Consider the following 16313-nt stretch of genomic DNA (forward strand, 5'->3'; position numbering starts at 1 on the left):
ATTAACCCAAAGTTTTGGCAGCTACGCAACTAACATTTTCCAAAATACGCATCGCGTTTGTATCAGGTGGCCTGGTGTGGGCCATCCTGCTTACGTACGTGGTGCATACCTTTGGTTTTACGTGGTATATCTCCATTATGGATGGCGCAATATGCACACTGCTATTGGGCGCTGCATGCTGGCTTATCAATAACAACCTTAAATATTATCAACCGGGTAAGGGCAGCTACATCAACCTGTTTTTCTGGTGCCTGGCGCTTACTGCCGCGGCAACCTTTGGCGCGCGTTGGGTGCTGCCTTACATTATCGGCAACAACATATATTCCAACTTTCATATCCAGTCGGTAACCATACGCTTTTTCACCAACTTTCTGGCTATAGGCTGGATGGCCCTGATCAGTATGATATGGTACTCGCAGCTTGACCAGAAGGAAAACGAAAAGCGTAAAGGCGAGGCCGAACAACTGGCCCGGGATGCCGAGTTGTACAACCTGCGCCAGCAATTGCAGCCGCATTTCCTGTTCAATAGTTTGAACTCGATCAACGCGCTTATCGGCTTTAAACCCGACGAGGCGCGCAAAATGATTCACCAGCTTTCCGACTTTTTGCGCGGAACTTTGAAAAAGGACGACCAGCAGCAGGTAACACTGCCCGATGAACTTTCGCACCTGCAATTGTATCTTGATATTGAGAAAGTGCGATTTGGTCACCGGTTGAAAACAGAGATTAGTTGCGATGATAAATGCGACACGGCCATATTGCCACCGATGATATTACAACCCATCGTGGAAAATGCGATAAAATTCGGCTTGTACGATACCACCGAGAGCGTGACCGTTAGCATCAGGGCCGAAATTGAGGACAACTACCTGACCATGACCGTCCAAAACCCTTATGACCCCAAGACCGCGAGGCCACGCAAAGGGACAGGTTTTGGCTTGAGCGGCGTACAACGGCGACTTTATTTATTATATGCGCGTACCGATTTGGTGGAAACTTTCGCAGATGATAATATCTTTACAACCATAATCAAAATACCACAATAATGAAACGAGTGCTTGTGATCGACGACGAACCTTTGGCCCGCATGGTTGTACTGGAATATTTGCAGGGTTTTAGCGACCAGATTGAAGTTTTGCAGGAATGCGGCGATGGTTTTGAAGGGTTAAAAGCCATTCAGCAATACCAGCCCGACCTGATATTCCTTGATGTGCAGATGCCCAAGATCAACGGCTTTGAAATGCTGGAATTGGTGGAACAGCCGCCATCGGTGATCTTTACCACAGCGTTTGATGAATACGCCATCAAGGCATTTGAGACCCATGCAGTTGATTACCTTTTGAAACCCTTTACACGCGACAGGTTTAACAAAGCGGTTGAAAAATTCCTGTCACAGGCGCCCGTGGTGCATCCGGTCAAACAGACAGAAAGCCTGCTGGAAGCTGCCTCACAGTCGCCAGCACAGCACGAGCGCATTGTGGTAAAAACCGGCACCAAAGTGAAGATCATCCCGGTAAATGACGTGGAATACCTGGAGGCCGATGACGACTATGTAAGCGTACATACGTCAGAAGGTTCGTTCCTGAAAAATAAGACCATGAGCTTTTTCGAGCAAACGCTCGACCCATCCACCTTCGTACGCGTGCACCGCTCATATATTATCAAAATTCAAAACATCACCCGTATCGATCCTTACGAGAAAGATGCGCACATCGCCATCCTGAAATCAGGCGCTAAGATCCCGGTAAGTAAAACGGGATATGCTAAGTTAAAACAGGTGCTGGGGATTTGATATAATTTTGAACTAATACGAGGCCTGATGAATCGGGTTCAGATTTGAAAAGGGGTGTCATCCTGAGGCTCTCGAAGGATGGCGTGTAAGGCCATCGCGCACATGCTTCGGCACGGCGACCTTGGTAGTTTTCACCCGAAACAATTTACAGCATACAAATACCGTTTATTGTACATCACAATAAACTCAAGCGCATGCCTAAATTCCTCATCACACTGCTTATTCCGCTGCTGTTAACGGCAAATCAAAAAACCCATATCCCTGATAGTAAACGCGCCGCGGATATTCGCACCAAAATATGGCCAAAACTACAGGGCGATCTTAAAGCCGCCGGGTTAAAGGACGATCAGCCTGTGTTTATCCGGATATTTAAGGAACCTGGAATACTGGAAATATGGGTAAAATCGGGCAGGCAATACAAACTGTTTAAGAACTACCTTATCTGCGCCTATTCCGGTGGACTGGGCACCAAAACCAAAGATCATGACGGCAAATGCCCCGAAGGGTATTATACGGTGACACCAACCCAGCTTAATCCTGTCAGTACCTACCATTCAGCCATGAATGTCGGCTATCCCAATGCGTTCGACCAGTCGCGCGGCTACACGGGCAATGCTATTATGATACATGGTTATTGCGCCTCTATCGGCTGCTACGCCATGACCGACCCCATGATAGAAGAAATTTACACCATGGTTTACCAGGCATTTGCGCACGGGCAAAAATCGGTGGACGTGAATATTTTTCCGTTCAAATTAACCAATGCCAATATAGATAAATACTCGAATTACCCGTATGTTTCGTTTTGGCAGCACCTGAAACCCGGGTACGACATTTTTGAGAAAACGCATGTGCCGCCGGTGGTGGGTGTTGTGAACAAGAATTATTCCTTCAGGTAGAGACGCAAGATCTTGCGTCTTTTTTAACACACATTTCCCGGAGACGCAAAATTTTGCGTCTCTACGATATTAATAATGTTTTCCACGCCTCTTCTACCCTACCCTCATCCAGCAATTGTTTGGCTTTCAGGTGTAACTGCGTTTCGCGTGTTTGGCTGTCGCCGATGGTGGTGTCTAAAATTTCTTTTATTTCGTCGCTTTGGGCGTAATCCTCTATCTGCTGATCCGTTGGTAACGACTCCACGTTACCCAATTGCCCAAGGTTATTACCCGTCAGCACTTTTGAATTCCGGATAGCATAAGGTATAGAATCGACCCCGATTCCGATGGTTCGCACAGGTTTGGCTACTTTGAAAAGATTGTCCTGGTTTATGCGGGCGTACCAGTCGCCGCCAAGGCGCGCCACCAGGTCAAGTTTTTGCTGATCGATGCGGTTATCGGCATCCAATATGGCTTCGCTGATATGCATCAGTTTGATCTCCGCTAGTACTAAATTCCCCGCGCCCGCGCCTTCACCTAACGAGATTACCTGGTTTACGACGCATTCAAATTGCACCGGTGATTCGGCCACCCGTGGTGGTTTGGCCAGTTCGGAAGCGATGGGTGTGAGGCCGCACTTTACAAACTCGTTCATGCCTTTGGGGTATTCCACACTGGCCAGTGAGGTTTGCTGCACCATATCATAGGTAACGATATTGATAACGCATTCAGGCACCTCCAATATGTTTTCAAGCGTATGTTTTGTTGTGGCATCCCTCACCCGCCTGGATGGCGAAAACACACAAACAGGCGGTTTGGTGCTGAACATATTAAAAAAGCTGAACGGGCTCAGATTTACATTACCTTCCTTATCCACGGTCGAAGCAAAGCATATCGGTCGTGGTGCAATGGCGTATTGCAGGTAGTTTTGCAAGTCAACTGGTGAGAGATCAGCCGTGTTCAGTGTGAGCATTTCTTTATATAAAGCGTCATGGCGAGCGATAGCGTGGCCATCTCTACACATGCAAATCGATAATTTTCGTTAAGTTGACTTGCACAGTTCAGAGATGGCTTCGTTCCTCGCCATGATGGGTTGTTTATTTTTTAAGTGCCAAAATCGAAAAATCCGAATCCGCCTTTTTGATCACGTTACTCAATATCCCTAGTCCTGTCACTTCCATTTCCACCAGGTCATTTGGCTGCAGCCATTGGGTTTGATAATTGGGATCATTCAGCAAACCGGTGCCGTTTAACTCCAGGAAACAGCCGGTACCAACTGTACCCGAACCTATCACATCGCCCGGTAACACATCGCAACCATAAGCACAACGTTCGATGATCTCGGCAAAGGTCCAGTCCATATCGGCCATATTGCCGTGGGAAACTTCTTTGCCGTTCACATGGCACTTCATCGTCAAATTATAAGCATTTCCGGTATGGCCGGCTTTCGGAGCGACCTTATATTTTTCCAGTTCATCCAGCGTTACCAGCCAGGGGCCGATAACGGTCGAAAAATCTTTCCCTTTCGCCGGGCCTAGGTTCAATAACATCTCCTCCATCTGCAGGGTGCGGGCGCTCATATCATTCATGATCATATACCCCGCTATGTAACTATCGGCATCGGCAGCTTTAATATTGCGGCCTTTTTTGTTGAGTGCGACAGCAACTTCCAGCTCAAAATCCAGTTTCTCAAAATGATCGGGCATGCATTCTATCTCCCCGACACCCTGTATGGCATTATGATTGGTAAAGTAGAATATCGGGTATTGGTCGAACTGCGGTATCATCTCGGCTTTACGGTTACGCCTTGCAGCCGCCACATGCTGGCGGAATGCATACCCGTCGCGGCACGATGTAGGGTGCGGTACGGGCGCCAGCAGTTCGAAAAATAGCTCCTCCTTAGCTTCCAGTTTACCCGAGGCGATATCGTCGTTCACTTTCCTGGCGCGGTCCATCAGCTCATCGCCACCCCACAAAAAATCATTCATGTTATCGGGCAGCAGCTTATGGCACGAATTGAGGTTGTAAATATGGCCGTTCACATAAATACCCAGGTGCTCGCGGTCTTCGGTCTTATAAGAAACTAATTTCATAAATGATCAAATTGGTTTTCAAAGCTAATTAATTTAGGCCGGAATCGGTCTTTCAGACTTCCGGACTTATGCGGACTTCCGGACTTCCAATACTATGCTTGCATAATAGCTAAATTATTGCTTAATTTTGCATAACCATGCTCAGCATACAGCGACATTTTCTGTTTTCCCTCGGCCTCACTTCAATGAGCGACGCTTCATCTTTCCGGGATGCTGTGCTGGCTAAGATCGTCCTCGCGCAATACTAATTTTTTGTTGAAATGTTGTAAAGTTTTAAAGTTGAAATGTTGTTAAACATCTAACTTTAAAACTATTACTGCTCTGTCATCGTTTTTAATGAAACGCTTGAATAGTGTCAGTTAAACCAATTTAACCTTACAACTTTCCAACGTTACAACCTTCAAACAAAAAGACCATGCCTGTTTACCATAAGTTAGGAAATATCCCGCCCAAGCGGCATACGCAATTCCGTAAGCCCGACGGCACTTTATATGCAGAAGAACTGGTATCCACCGAGGGCTTTTCGAGCCTGTATTCGCTGGTGTACCATGCTTATCCGCCTACTATCGTCAAAACTTTAGGCGAACCGTATTCGGTCGAACCGAAAATAGCGCGCGAAAAGCATCTAAAACACACTAGCCTCATCGGGTTTAATATTCAGCCGGAAGATGATTACTTAAAAAGCCGCAAGCCTGTGCTGGTAAACAGCGACCTGCATATTTCGCTGGCCGCGCCGCGTAAATCCATGACAGATTATTTTTACAAGAACAGCCAGGCCGATGAGGTAATATTTGTTCATGTGGGGTCAGGTACATTGAAAAGCGGCTTCGGGAACATCAAGTTTGAATACGGCGACTACCTCATCGTTCCGCGTGGTACCATTTACCAGATGGAATTTGACAGTGAAGATAACCGACTGTTCATTGTGGAAAGCTTTAGCCCGATACGCTCGCCGAAACGCTATCTGAATCAATACGGCCAGTTAATGGAACATGCGCCTTACTGCGAGCGCGACCTGAAATTACCGGAAAACCTCGAAACGCACGACGAAAAAGGTGATTTCAAGATCCTGATCAAAAAACAGGGTTTGATCTATCCGTACATTTACGGCACACATCCTTTTGATTTTGTTGGATGGGATGGCTTCCATTACCCATACGGCTTTTCGATACACAATTTCGAACCGATAACCGGCCGCCTGCACCAGCCACCGCCGGTGCATCAAACCTTCGAGGGGCACAATTTTGTTATCTGCTCCTTTGTTCCGCGTAAATACGATTACCATCCGTTATCTATCCCTGCTCCCTACAACCACAGCAATGTGGACAGTGATGAGCTATTGTATTATGTCGACGGCGACTTTATGAGCCGGAAAAGTGTGGTTAAAGGGCAAATAACCCTGCACCCGGGTGGCATACCTCACGGTCCGCATCCGGGTACGGTGGAAAAATCGATCGGCAAAGAATCGACAGAAGAACTGGCCGTGATGATCGATCCGTTCAAACCTTTGATGTTGACTGAAGACGCTATAAAAATCGAGGATCCGAATTATTATAAAAGCTGGGCAAGTGAATAACACCCAACCCTCCCCGGGAGGGAGGGCTTTAAATATTAACAATAATTAACTATGACAATAATGGAGACTACATATAAAAAAGTCTCCCCAACCGGGGGAGATTTAGAGGGGGCCACCGATTTCCTGCCCTTGAAGGGCACGGACTATGTTGAATTTTATGTGGGCAATGCCAAGCAGGCGGCTCACTTTTATAAAACCGCCTTCGGCTTTCAGAGCCTGGCTTATGCCGGACCAGAAACAGGTGTGCGCGACAGGGCATCGTACGTGCTGAAGCAGGATAAGATCCGCCTGGTGCTTACCACGCCATTACATTCTGATCATCCAATCGCTGAGCATATCAAAAAGCATGGCGATGGGGTAAAAGTGCTCGCCCTTTGGGTTGATGATGCTTATGATGCGTTTGAACAAACTACCATGCGCGGTGCAGAACCTTATCAACAACCGCAAACTTTGACCGACGAAAACGGCGAGGTAAAAACCAGCGGCATTAAACTTTACGGCGAAACGGCGCATCTTTTCATCGAACGTAAAAACTATAACGGTATATTTTTACCAGGCTACGAGGAATGGAAAACGGACTATAATCCATCGGAAGCCGGCTTGAAATATGTCGATCATTGCGTAGGTAACGTGGGCTGGCATAAAATGAACGAATGGGTGAATTTTTATGAAGAGGTGATGGGCTTTAAAAACATCCTGACCTTTGACGATAAGATGATCTCGACTGAGTATTCGGCGCTGATGAGCAAGGTGATGAGCAATGGCAACGGGTATGTAAAATTCCCGATAAATGAACCTGCAGAGGGTAAAAAGAAGTCGCAGATCGAAGAATACCTGGAATTTTACGAGGGCGAAGGCGTGCAGCATTTGGCGTTGGCAACCGACCACATAGTTGAAACTGTGACCGAATTAAAAAATCGCGGCGTAGAGTTTCTTCATGTTCCAACCACATATTATGACGATCTGTTAACTCGTGTCGGCCAAATCGACGAGGACCTGGAGCCGTTAAAAGAACTGGGTATACTGGTCGACCGCGATGACGAAGGGTACCTGTTGCAGATATTCACCAAGCCCCTGGAAGATAGGCCAACCGTATTCTTTGAGATCATTCAACGTAAAGGCGCGCGATCCTTTGGCGCGGGAAATTTTAAAGCTTTGTTTGAAGCGATAGAACATGAGCAGGAATTGAGAGGAAATTTGTAGAGGGTTGGATTTCAGAAGTCTGAAGTAGGAATTGAATTTCTGAGCCCCGAGTTATCGGGGCTTTTTGTTTTAAATTAGCTGCATGAATACCGGCGATGTTATCGATCACTTAAAGCAACAGTCAAATGCCTTGCACCTGGAGGGCATGAAACGTTTCGGTATCGACAATACCAAAGCGCTTGGCGTTTCCATGCCCAAAGTTCGTGCGCTGGCGAAGGAGATCAAAAAGGACCAATCATTATCAGTTGCCTTGTGGGAAACCGGCATACACGAGTGCCGCATACTGGCATCGATGATCGGCGATCCGAAGCTGGTTACGCCGGAGCAAATGGATAAATGGGTAGCTGATTTTGCTTCGTGGGATGTGTGCGATCAGGTATGCGGGAATTTGTTTGACCGGACGCCATTTGCCATTGAGAAAGCTATGGAATACAGCGCCCATCAGGAAGAATTTATCAAGCGTGCCGGTTTTGTACTGATGGCCGAATTTGCCGTGCACAACAAAAAGGCAGATAATGCCGAATTTATGCCACTCTTCCCGGTAATGGAAAGGGAAGCCTGGGATAACCGGAACTTTGTTAAAAAGGCTATCAACTGGGCCTTACGGCAGATCGGCAAACGGAACAAAACACTTCATCAAATAGCCATTGCTACGGCTGAAAGGATAGCCATCCAGGACAGTAAAGCAGCCAAGTGGATAGCCGCTGACGCGCTGCGCGAACTTGAAAAACGCTTCTGATTTTGCCGCTCTAAATTGTATCTTTAAAGTCTTAATTAATTGATTATCCCCATGATCAGGAATCTGTTTATTGCCCTGTTGTTAATGGCAACCGGCACTTGCCTTGCGCAATCTAACAACCCGCAATACGATGCCCAACTGGCCCAAAAGCTTGGCGCCGACGAGTATGGTATGAAAACTTATGTGATGGCCTTTTTAAAAGCCGGCCCTAACCGCATCAAGGATTCGGTCGCCAGGAATGAGCTGCAAATGGCCCATCTTAAAAATATTATGCGCCTGGCCAATGAAGGCAAGCTGATAGTAGCCGGGCCGTTCCTGGATAACCAGCCCATACGCGGGATATTCATTTTTAATGTAAGTACAGTTGAAGAAGCAAAGAAATTGACAGAAACCGATCCTGCTATCAAAGCAGGTTCATTGGTGATGGAGTTACATCCGTGGTATGGGTCTGCCGCACTCGTCGAGGCGTTTCACCTGCATAAAAAAGTAGAGAAAAAAAGCGTTGCGGATTAATATTTCCTAAACATTCAGGTTGATTTTTAATCAAAACATAAATAACATATTCGAAGTTAATGTATTGATAATCATGGGAAAAATATTACCCATATCCTCAATAAATCTATATTTTGTCCTTTTCAAGCCGCTGCCTTCAATAACCTGCATTGCCAATTTTACGTATAACAATAGATTGTGAATGAAGTAAATGTAAAGAACACTTAAACCGGCAAATTTCGACGAAAAAATTATTGGTCTCGAATTTGCAATCGCACATACGCGTATTGCACCCCAAAAGGCTTGCACTACGTATAAAACTAATTAATTGACTATTGATAGCCACCATTAATGAAATTTCTGGGGTCAGAAGAATAAGATGAGCATTACGGAAGGTGATAATTTTTCTCACGATGGTGACTTCCACATTACCCATATCATCAATGATCTGAATACGGGTATTTGGGAATATAACATCAGCACCAGGGAAGTCAAATGGTCGCCGGGTTTTTATGTCCTTTTGGGCTACGAACCGGGCGAGATTCCGCCTTCGTACGATTTCTTTTTCGAGAGTCTGCTCTATTACGACGATAAGCCTGCCTTCCTAAAATCCATCAATCGCCATTTTAATGACGCCCCTGAAACCATCAGGGTTAGGTTATTGACCAAACAATCGGGTTATCGGTGGTTTAAAAGCACGGCTAAAAGATGGAATGATGATTCAGTTCCCAAAATCACTGGTTCGATAGCCGATATTCATGAGAACAAGCTTCTCGAATTACAATCGGGGCGCAATGACTTCCTATTCAAGGAAACTGTCAAGATAGCCAAAATTGGGGGCTGGGAAATAGATGTAAGGAGCATGACGCTGACGCTATCCCGCGAGACGTATGAAATTTATGAACTGCAGGAAAGTGTAAAATTAAGTGTCGAAGAGGCTATCAGCTTCTTCGAGCCGGATCACCGTCAGATAATGGCCCGGGCGATAGATAATATCATCAAATATTCCCGCCCCTTCGACCTGGAACTGCAATTCCGTACAGCACGCAATAACCTCATCTGGCTGCGCGCAAAAGGTATTGCGGTAATTGACGATTATGGTAAGTGCATTACCGTACGCAGCATTTTCCAGAATATCGATTACATTAAAAAGAAAGAGCTGGAAGTACAGGATGCAGTAAACCTGCTGAGCGATCAGAACAAGCGCCTGCAAAACTTTGCCTACATCGTATCGCATAACCTGCGCTCGCATACAGGCAATTTGCAGTTTATGGTCGACCTATTCGATCAAACCGAAACGGAAGACGACCGAAAGGAGATATTCTCGCACATTAAATCCATCAGCGGCAGCTTAAATACCACTATTGAACATCTGAGCGAGATCGTAAAAATACAGGCCGAAATAGGTAAAGAAAGAAAAACGTTAACTTTTGAAGACTCGCTTAAATCGGTACTCTCGGTACTGCAAAGCAATATCAAAGCATCAGGCGCCCGTGTAGATTACGATTTCAGCGAGATTAACGAGGTATTTTATATCCCTGCTTACCTGGAAAGTATTTTCCAGAACATGATCACCAATTCTATTAAATACCGCCATCCCGACCGTACGCCGGTCATTAAAATTCGTTCGGCTAAGATCCGCCACCATATCTATTTATATTTTGAAGATAACGGCCTGGGTATCGATCTTGAGAAGTACGGCGACTCGGTATTTGGCATGTATAAAACCTTCCACCACAACCCGGATGCAAAAGGCATTGGCCTGTTCATGACCCGCAACCAGATAGAAGCACTGGGCGGAACCATCGATATTGATAGTACCGTTAACAAAGGCACGAAGTTTACGGTGAAGTTGGTTTGAGTTGGTGATTAGTTAATTAGTGACTGGTTAATTAGTGCCCTGCAATTTGATTGATGAGTAAATTCGCAGGCAACTAATCACAAGTTAACCAATCACAAATCACAAGTTAACTGACCACAAATCACTATTCAATATAACTCTCCAATATCTTAAATCCGTTAACGGTGATCAGGTTTACCCGGTCGATAGTTTTTGGCAGCAGGATACACTCACCCATTTTAACGGTGTGCTGCCTGCCCTGGCATTCTATCACGTAATTACCCTCAACACACACATGGATAACGAATGAATCCAGGTTGGAATAATCTTTAGTGGTGCTTTCGGTAAAATCAAGAATATTGGTGGTAAAATAAGGACATTTTACCAGGGGAACAGTGTCGTTTTCTTTTGGCTGGTATTTGGTCTTATAGTCGGGATAGAAATTATAATCTATGGCCGCAAGCGCCTCTTCGGTATGCAGTTCGCGCTTGTTGCCTTTATCGTCTACCCTGTCAAAATCATAAATGCGGTAGGTAATATCCGATGTTTGCTGTATCTCAGCTATCAATAAACCCTTGCCAATGGTATGTACCCGGCCCGCAGGTAAAAAGAAAACATCGCCTGCGCTCACATCCTCGCGGTTCAGTATGTCCATAATATGGCCGCTGTTTAGTTTGTCCACATATATCTGTTCATTCACCTGCTGGTTAAAGCCAGAGATGAGCGTTGATCCGGGATCAGCTTCGATCACATACCACATCTCGGTTTTTCCGAACGAGTTGTGGCGCTTTTTGGCCAGTTTGTCATCTGGGTGAACCTGGATAGAAAGATCATCATTAGCATCGATAAACTTTACCAGCAGCGGGAAGATATTCCCGAAATGAGCGTACACCTTTTTGCCTACCAGTTCATCCTTATATTTCTCCAGCAGACCGGCCAGCGACTCGCCTTCCAGCATCCCATTCGCAACTACAGACACATCCGATTTAACACCCGAAATTTCCCAGGTTTCGCCGCAATTGGGCAGGCTGCCAAAGTCCTTATGCAGGTAAGTTTTTATCTTCTGGCCGCCCCATATTTTGTCTTTATAAATGGTCTTGAATTTTAAAGGATAAAGTGATGACATGATTTATTATTAATAGTTTTTTCGTAATACAGTTATTTGACCGACCAGTTCGTCCAGGTAGTCCTCTTTTGTCGCCCAGATTATTTTATAATCTATTCCAAAATAATTGTGCACAATCCTATTTCGAAGCCCCCTGATTTTGAACCAATTTATATTCGGGCTATTATCTTTTATTTCTTCAGGTAAGCGATTAGCAGCTTCGCCGATGATCTCAAAATTTCTCACTACAGCATCGATTGTTTTGCTATCGGCGATAAATTCTTCAAAAGTTAAATTGTGAGTATAAGTGATGATCTTCTCAGCACTGTTCAGAATATCTTCCAAAAGAAGCTTTGGATGGCGGTCAGACATATACTATTTGAGGTGCTATTACATCAAAATATTTCTCTTTAACGCCGCCCTTCGAAACCAGGTCTACTTTACGGTTAAGTTTTTGCTCAAGCTCTTCCGCTAATGTTACAAATTCGATACCTATCCTGCCGTTAAATTCAACAATAATATCAATGTCACTGTTGTCGGTAAAATCATCACGCACGATTGAACCGAACAATCCAATCGACGCTATGGGATACCTGGATATTAATTCAGGCTTCATTTGTGTCAACGCCAATTTTACCTGATTCAACAAAGCATTCATATTCCAAAAATAACGAATTAATCCAACAAAAAACCCATTTGCCAAAGCAAATGGGTTCGATATGTTCATTCCAAATACTTATTTACCCAACTTCTTCTTCAAATTCTCGTCAATCGCCTCCAAAAACTCTTCGGTATAGAGGTAATCGGTACCATGCTCCACTTTGGGTTTAATAGTGATGGCCAGGTCCTTGGTCATTTTGCCGCTTTCAACGGTTTCAATACAAACCTCTTCAAGTGTTTTGCAGAATTTGATCAATTCCTTGTTATCGTCCAGCATACCGCGGAACTCCAATCCCCTTGTCCAAGCAAAGATGGAAGCTATCGGGTTGGTTGAGGTTGGTTTGCCTGCCTGGTGGTCGCGGTAGTGGCGGGTAACCGTACCATGCGCTGCTTCAGCCTCCATGGTTTTGCCGTCGGGGGTCACCAGGGTCGATGTCATCAAACCTAACGATCCAAAGCCCTGGGCCACGGTGTCCGATTGTACGTCGCCGTCGTAGTTCTTACATGCCCAAACAAAGTTTCCATGCCATTTTAATGCAGAAGCAACCATGTCGTCAATCAGGCGGTGTTCGTAAGTTAGCTGGTTAGCTTCAAATTCCAGTTTGAATTCGTTCTCATAAATTTCCTGGAAGATATCCTTAAAGCGTCCGTCATATTTTTTCAGGATAGTATTTTTTGTTGAAAGGTACAACGGCCACTTTTTAAGCAAGGCCTGGTTAAAGCAGGCGCGTGCAAAGCCTTTAATAGATTCATCAGTGTTATACATCGCCAGGGCAACGCCGTCGCCTTTAAAATTAAACACTTCGTATGATTGTACTTCGCCACCATCTTCAGGAGTGAAGGTGATTGTTAACTTACCTTTGCCTTTGGTCAAAAAGTCAGTAGCGCGGTACTGGTCGCCAAAAGCGTGACGGCCAATGCATATCGGCGCCGTCCAGTTTGGTACCAGGCGCGGTACGTTCGACATTACAATAGGTTCACGAAAAACCGTACCGTCCAGTATATTACGGATGGTGCCATTGGGCGATTTCCACATTTGCTTTAAGCCGAATTCTTCAACGCGGGCCTCATCGGGTGTAATGGTAGCGCATTTGATACCCACACCGTATTGCTTGATGGCATTGGCAGCGTCGATCGTAACCTGGTCGTTGGTTTCATCGCGGTATTCAACACCCAGGTCGTAATACTTAATATCAAGATCAAGATAAGGGGTAATCAGCTTATCTTTTATAAATTTCCATATAATGCGGGTCATTTCATCCCCATCCAGTTCAACTACGGGATTTGCTACTTTGATTTTTGACATAACAGGTATTCGTTTTTTTTCGTAAAAGGCCTCAAATATATAAAATTGACATTAGCTATTGTATTAAATACAATATCGAAATTATAGATACTTAACTAAACAATTCGTGCGTTTTAATATTGTTTTATTAAAGAATGAAGTTATTTTTATAAAATTGTGGCACAAGAATAGCAGTGTCTGACCCTACTTGTAATACCTGATCGTAAATTATGACAAAATTTATACTGAGAATTACGCTTTTGACCTTGCTCACCTGCTTTACAGCATTGGCATCAAAGGCGCAGGTAGGATATGACTATTCGCAATACGATGTTGGCGCGGCGCTCGGCTTTAACTCCTACTACGGCGATGTTGTAACGTCAAAGTCAAGCAAATCCTTTATCCTGAACTTCGATTATAACCAAAGTGCCTTTATCAATTACATCCTTGAATTCCAGGCCGGCAAGGTAATGGGCGGCGATTCAGTCAAGGATCTGTTAGGCCGGCAGTTCTCGACTGATTTTACTTCCTATGCTTTCAGAATACAAATACAGGCAGGTGAACTGATAGATTATTCGGACAGCCACCTGGCCAATGCGTTAAAGAATTTATATGTAGGCGGCGGTATAGGTATTATCTATAGCAATGTGAAGGAGATAAACCGATACTCGCTTCAATTACCTGGTTTTTACACGCCGGGCGAAAACAAAGCCAGCCAGTTATTTTTCCCTGCCCGCATCGGGTACGAATTAAAGGTATACAATAAGTACCAGCGGCCCGACTTCAAGGTCGATATCGGCTATCAATACAATCTTGTTTTTGGCGATAATCTTGATGGCTTTAAGGCGGGCGCACACAACGATGCTTATGGGCAGTTCACCATCGGGGTTAAATTTTCAATAGGCGGGGTTACGTCGTACCGGAAACAAATACCATATTAAGCCTTTGTAAAAAATAGGCTATAAACACCCTTCTGTTTAAATTTAGCAGCCGGTTGTTGTAATTTCATTTGCAGCGCGGTTATATTTACGCTGATTTATCATAACCCACCATAATGAGAAAAACTTTACTCACATTGATCGCCATCGGCCTGCTTGCCTTAACTATTAAAGCGCAAACACCGGCACCAACCCCTCCAAAAAATACACAGAAAATATCACCGGGACGTATTGTGCACGTCGATACAGCAGTAGTTACCAAACATACGGTCACCATCAAAGGTAAAACCATTCCCTATACCGCCACAGCCGGTATGATGCCGGTTTGGGAAGAAGATGGCAGACCGACAGCGGGCGTTTTCTATACTTACTATGAACGCGACGATGTACAGGACAGGGCCTCGCGCCCTTTGGTTATATCCTTTAATGGCGGCCCCGGCACCCCTTCGGTTTGGATGGAACTGGGCTACACCGGTCCACGACTGCTCAATACCGACGACGAAGGTTATCCTGTGCAGCCCTACGGCTTTAAAGAGAACCCAAATTCGATACTTGACGTAGCTGACATAGTTTATGTCGACCCGGTGAATACAGGTTATTCGCGCCCGGTTAGTGCCGATATTCCCAAATCAACCTTCTTCGGTGTAAACGAGGACATTAAATACCTGGCAGAGTGGATAAACACTTTTGTAACCCGCGAGAACAGGTGGGCATCGCCTAAATTCCTGATCGGCGAAAGCTACGGCACTACCCGCGTTTCGGGACTGGCACTGCAATTACAGGATGCTGAATGGATGTACCTGAATGGCGTTATCCTGGTATCGCCTACTGACCTGGGCATCGAACGCAGCGGGCCGGTACAGGAAGCGCTCAGTTTGCCTTATTTTTCAGCAACAGCATGGTATCATAAAAAACTTCCTGCCGACCTGCAGCAAAAAGACCTTACAGCGATGCTGCCCGAAGTTGAAAGCTTTACAATTAACGAACTTTTGCCCGCTTTATCCAAAGGCGGGTCGCTGGATGACGATCAGAAAAAGGCCATTGCCGCTAAAATAGCTCGCTATAGTGGCTTGTCTGAAAAAGTGATCTTAGATAATAACCTGGTCATATCGTACAACTTATTCTGGAAGGAATTACTGCGCGACCAGGGCTTTACCGTGGGCCGGCTCGATTCGCGTTACAGGGGTATCGATAGTAAGGCAGCCGGTGACGGGCCGGATTATAATGCCGAGCTAACTGCATGGCTGCACGAGTTTACCCCGGCGATAAACATTTACCTGCGTAACGACCTGAATTACAAAACCGACCTGAAATACAACATGTTCGGGAACGTGTGGCCGTGGGATAATAAAAACGACCATACCGGCGAAAACCTGCGCCAGGCCATCGCGCAAAACCCCTATTTGCACTTATTGGTACAATCGGGATATTTTGACGGCGCCTGCGATTATTTCAATGCCAAATACAGCATGTGGCAGCTCGACCCAAGCGGGCGCCTGAAAGACCGCCTGAAATGGGAAGGTTACAAAAGCGGGCACATGATGTACCTGCGTAAAGAGGACCTGGCAACCGCGACCGAGAATTTGCGGAAATTTATTTTAGGCGCAATACCCAAGGCAGGGCAGCCGGCGAAATATTGACATTCGTCACTATCGGGTTTTATTGGCTTTAAAAAGGCTGGTAAATATATTATTTGCGTAATTTTATGCTTG

Annotated in this window: 16 protein-coding genes; 10 read left to right on the top strand and 6 right to left on the bottom strand. The window is 45.3% G+C overall.

The window, feature by feature from the left end:
- Positions 1-14 precede the first annotated feature (14 nt).
- The 3 genes from VL525_RS17070 to VL525_RS17080 all read left to right on the top strand — a co-directional run bounded on the left by VL525_RS17070 (position 15) and on the right by VL525_RS17080 (position 2691).
- Positions 15-1046: a sensor histidine kinase gene (locus VL525_RS17070; protein ID WP_325388247.1), complete on the top strand. Its 1032-nt coding sequence runs from the start codon at positions 15-17 to the stop codon at positions 1044-1046.
- Positions 1046-1792, top strand: a complete 747-nt coding sequence (locus VL525_RS17075; RefSeq protein ID WP_325388248.1) for a LytR/AlgR family response regulator transcription factor — start codon at positions 1046-1048, stop codon at positions 1790-1792. The genes VL525_RS17070 and VL525_RS17075 overlap by 1 nt, the downstream gene beginning before the upstream one ends.
- Before the next feature lie 194 nt (positions 1793-1986).
- Positions 1987-2691 carry a murein L,D-transpeptidase family protein gene (locus VL525_RS17080; protein WP_325388249.1) on the top strand — a complete coding sequence of 235 codons (705 nt, stop codon included), beginning with the start codon at positions 1987-1989 and terminating at the stop codon, positions 2689-2691.
- Between the two features lie 61 nt (positions 2692-2752).
- On the opposite strand, the gene VL525_RS17085 is transcribed toward VL525_RS17080, so the two are convergent.
- Both VL525_RS17085 and VL525_RS17090 read right to left on the bottom strand, forming a co-directional pair.
- On the bottom strand, positions 2753-3643 hold the full coding sequence (locus VL525_RS17085) for a flavin reductase family protein (protein WP_325388250.1): 891 nt from the start codon (positions 3641-3643) through the stop codon (positions 2753-2755).
- 124 nt (positions 3644-3767) lie between these two features.
- Complete coding sequence (locus VL525_RS17090; protein ID WP_325388251.1) at positions 3768-4763, bottom strand: fumarylacetoacetate hydrolase family protein; 996 nt, start codon at positions 4761-4763, stop codon at positions 3768-3770.
- A 415-nt stretch (positions 4764-5178) separates the two neighbouring features.
- Between VL525_RS17090 and VL525_RS17095 the strand changes: the two genes are divergently transcribed.
- The 5 genes from VL525_RS17095 (at position 5179) to VL525_RS17115 (ending at position 10634) form a co-directional block, all read left to right on the top strand.
- The gene (locus VL525_RS17095) at positions 5179-6339 is read left to right on the top strand and encodes a homogentisate 1,2-dioxygenase (RefSeq protein WP_325388252.1); all 1161 of its coding nucleotides are present in this window, start codon (positions 5179-5181) and stop codon (positions 6337-6339) included.
- A 60-nt stretch (positions 6340-6399) separates the two neighbouring features.
- Positions 6400-7542, top strand: coding sequence for a 4-hydroxyphenylpyruvate dioxygenase (gene hppD, locus VL525_RS17100; RefSeq protein WP_325388253.1), 1143 nt, complete (start codon positions 6400-6402; stop codon positions 7540-7542).
- Positions 7543-7624: 82 nt separating this feature from the next.
- Positions 7625-8281: a DNA alkylation repair protein gene (locus VL525_RS17105; protein ID WP_325388254.1), complete on the top strand. Its 657-nt coding sequence runs from the start codon at positions 7625-7627 to the stop codon at positions 8279-8281.
- Positions 8282-8332: 51 nt separating this feature from the next.
- Positions 8333-8794, top strand: a complete 462-nt coding sequence (locus VL525_RS17110) for a YciI family protein (RefSeq protein WP_325388255.1) — start codon at positions 8333-8335, stop codon at positions 8792-8794.
- Between the two features lie 358 nt (positions 8795-9152).
- Positions 9153-10634, top strand: coding sequence for a PAS domain-containing sensor histidine kinase (locus tag VL525_RS17115; RefSeq protein WP_325388256.1), 1482 nt, complete (start codon positions 9153-9155; stop codon positions 10632-10634).
- A gap of 124 nt (positions 10635-10758) precedes the next feature.
- On the opposite strand, the gene VL525_RS17120 is transcribed toward VL525_RS17115, so the two are convergent.
- The 4 genes from VL525_RS17120 to VL525_RS17135 all read right to left on the bottom strand — a co-directional run bounded on the left by VL525_RS17120 (position 10759) and on the right by VL525_RS17135 (position 13684).
- Positions 10759-11739: a type I phosphomannose isomerase catalytic subunit gene (locus VL525_RS17120; RefSeq protein ID WP_325388257.1), complete on the bottom strand. Its 981-nt coding sequence runs from the start codon at positions 11737-11739 to the stop codon at positions 10759-10761.
- Between the two features lie 9 nt (positions 11740-11748).
- The gene (locus tag VL525_RS17125) at positions 11749-12090 is read right to left on the bottom strand and encodes a DUF86 domain-containing protein (protein ID WP_325388258.1); all 342 of its coding nucleotides are present in this window, start codon (positions 12088-12090) and stop codon (positions 11749-11751) included.
- Positions 12083-12334 (bottom strand): nucleotidyltransferase family protein, encoded by a 252-nt coding sequence (locus VL525_RS17130; RefSeq protein ID WP_325388259.1) that lies wholly within the window; start codon positions 12332-12334, stop codon positions 12083-12085. Before VL525_RS17130 ends, VL525_RS17125 begins: the two co-directional genes overlap by 8 nt.
- 120 nt (positions 12335-12454) lie before the next feature.
- Complete coding sequence (locus VL525_RS17135; RefSeq protein ID WP_325388260.1) at positions 12455-13684, bottom strand: NADP-dependent isocitrate dehydrogenase; 1230 nt, start codon at positions 13682-13684, stop codon at positions 12455-12457.
- Positions 13685-13893: 209 nt separating this feature from the next.
- On the opposite strand from VL525_RS17135, the gene VL525_RS17140 reads away from it, so the two are divergent.
- Entirely contained in the window at positions 13894-14604 is a 711-nt protein-coding gene (locus VL525_RS17140; protein WP_325388261.1) for a hypothetical protein, read from the top strand.
- A gap of 113 nt (positions 14605-14717) precedes the next feature.
- Positions 14718-16241, top strand: coding sequence for a S10 family peptidase (locus tag VL525_RS17145; RefSeq protein ID WP_325388262.1), 1524 nt, complete (start codon positions 14718-14720; stop codon positions 16239-16241).
- Positions 16242-16313 lie beyond the last annotated feature (72 nt).

The sequence above is a fragment of the Mucilaginibacter sp. genome (assembly GCF_035492695.1).
In the GTDB taxonomy this organism is placed as follows: domain Bacteria; phylum Bacteroidota; class Bacteroidia; order Sphingobacteriales; family Sphingobacteriaceae; genus Mucilaginibacter.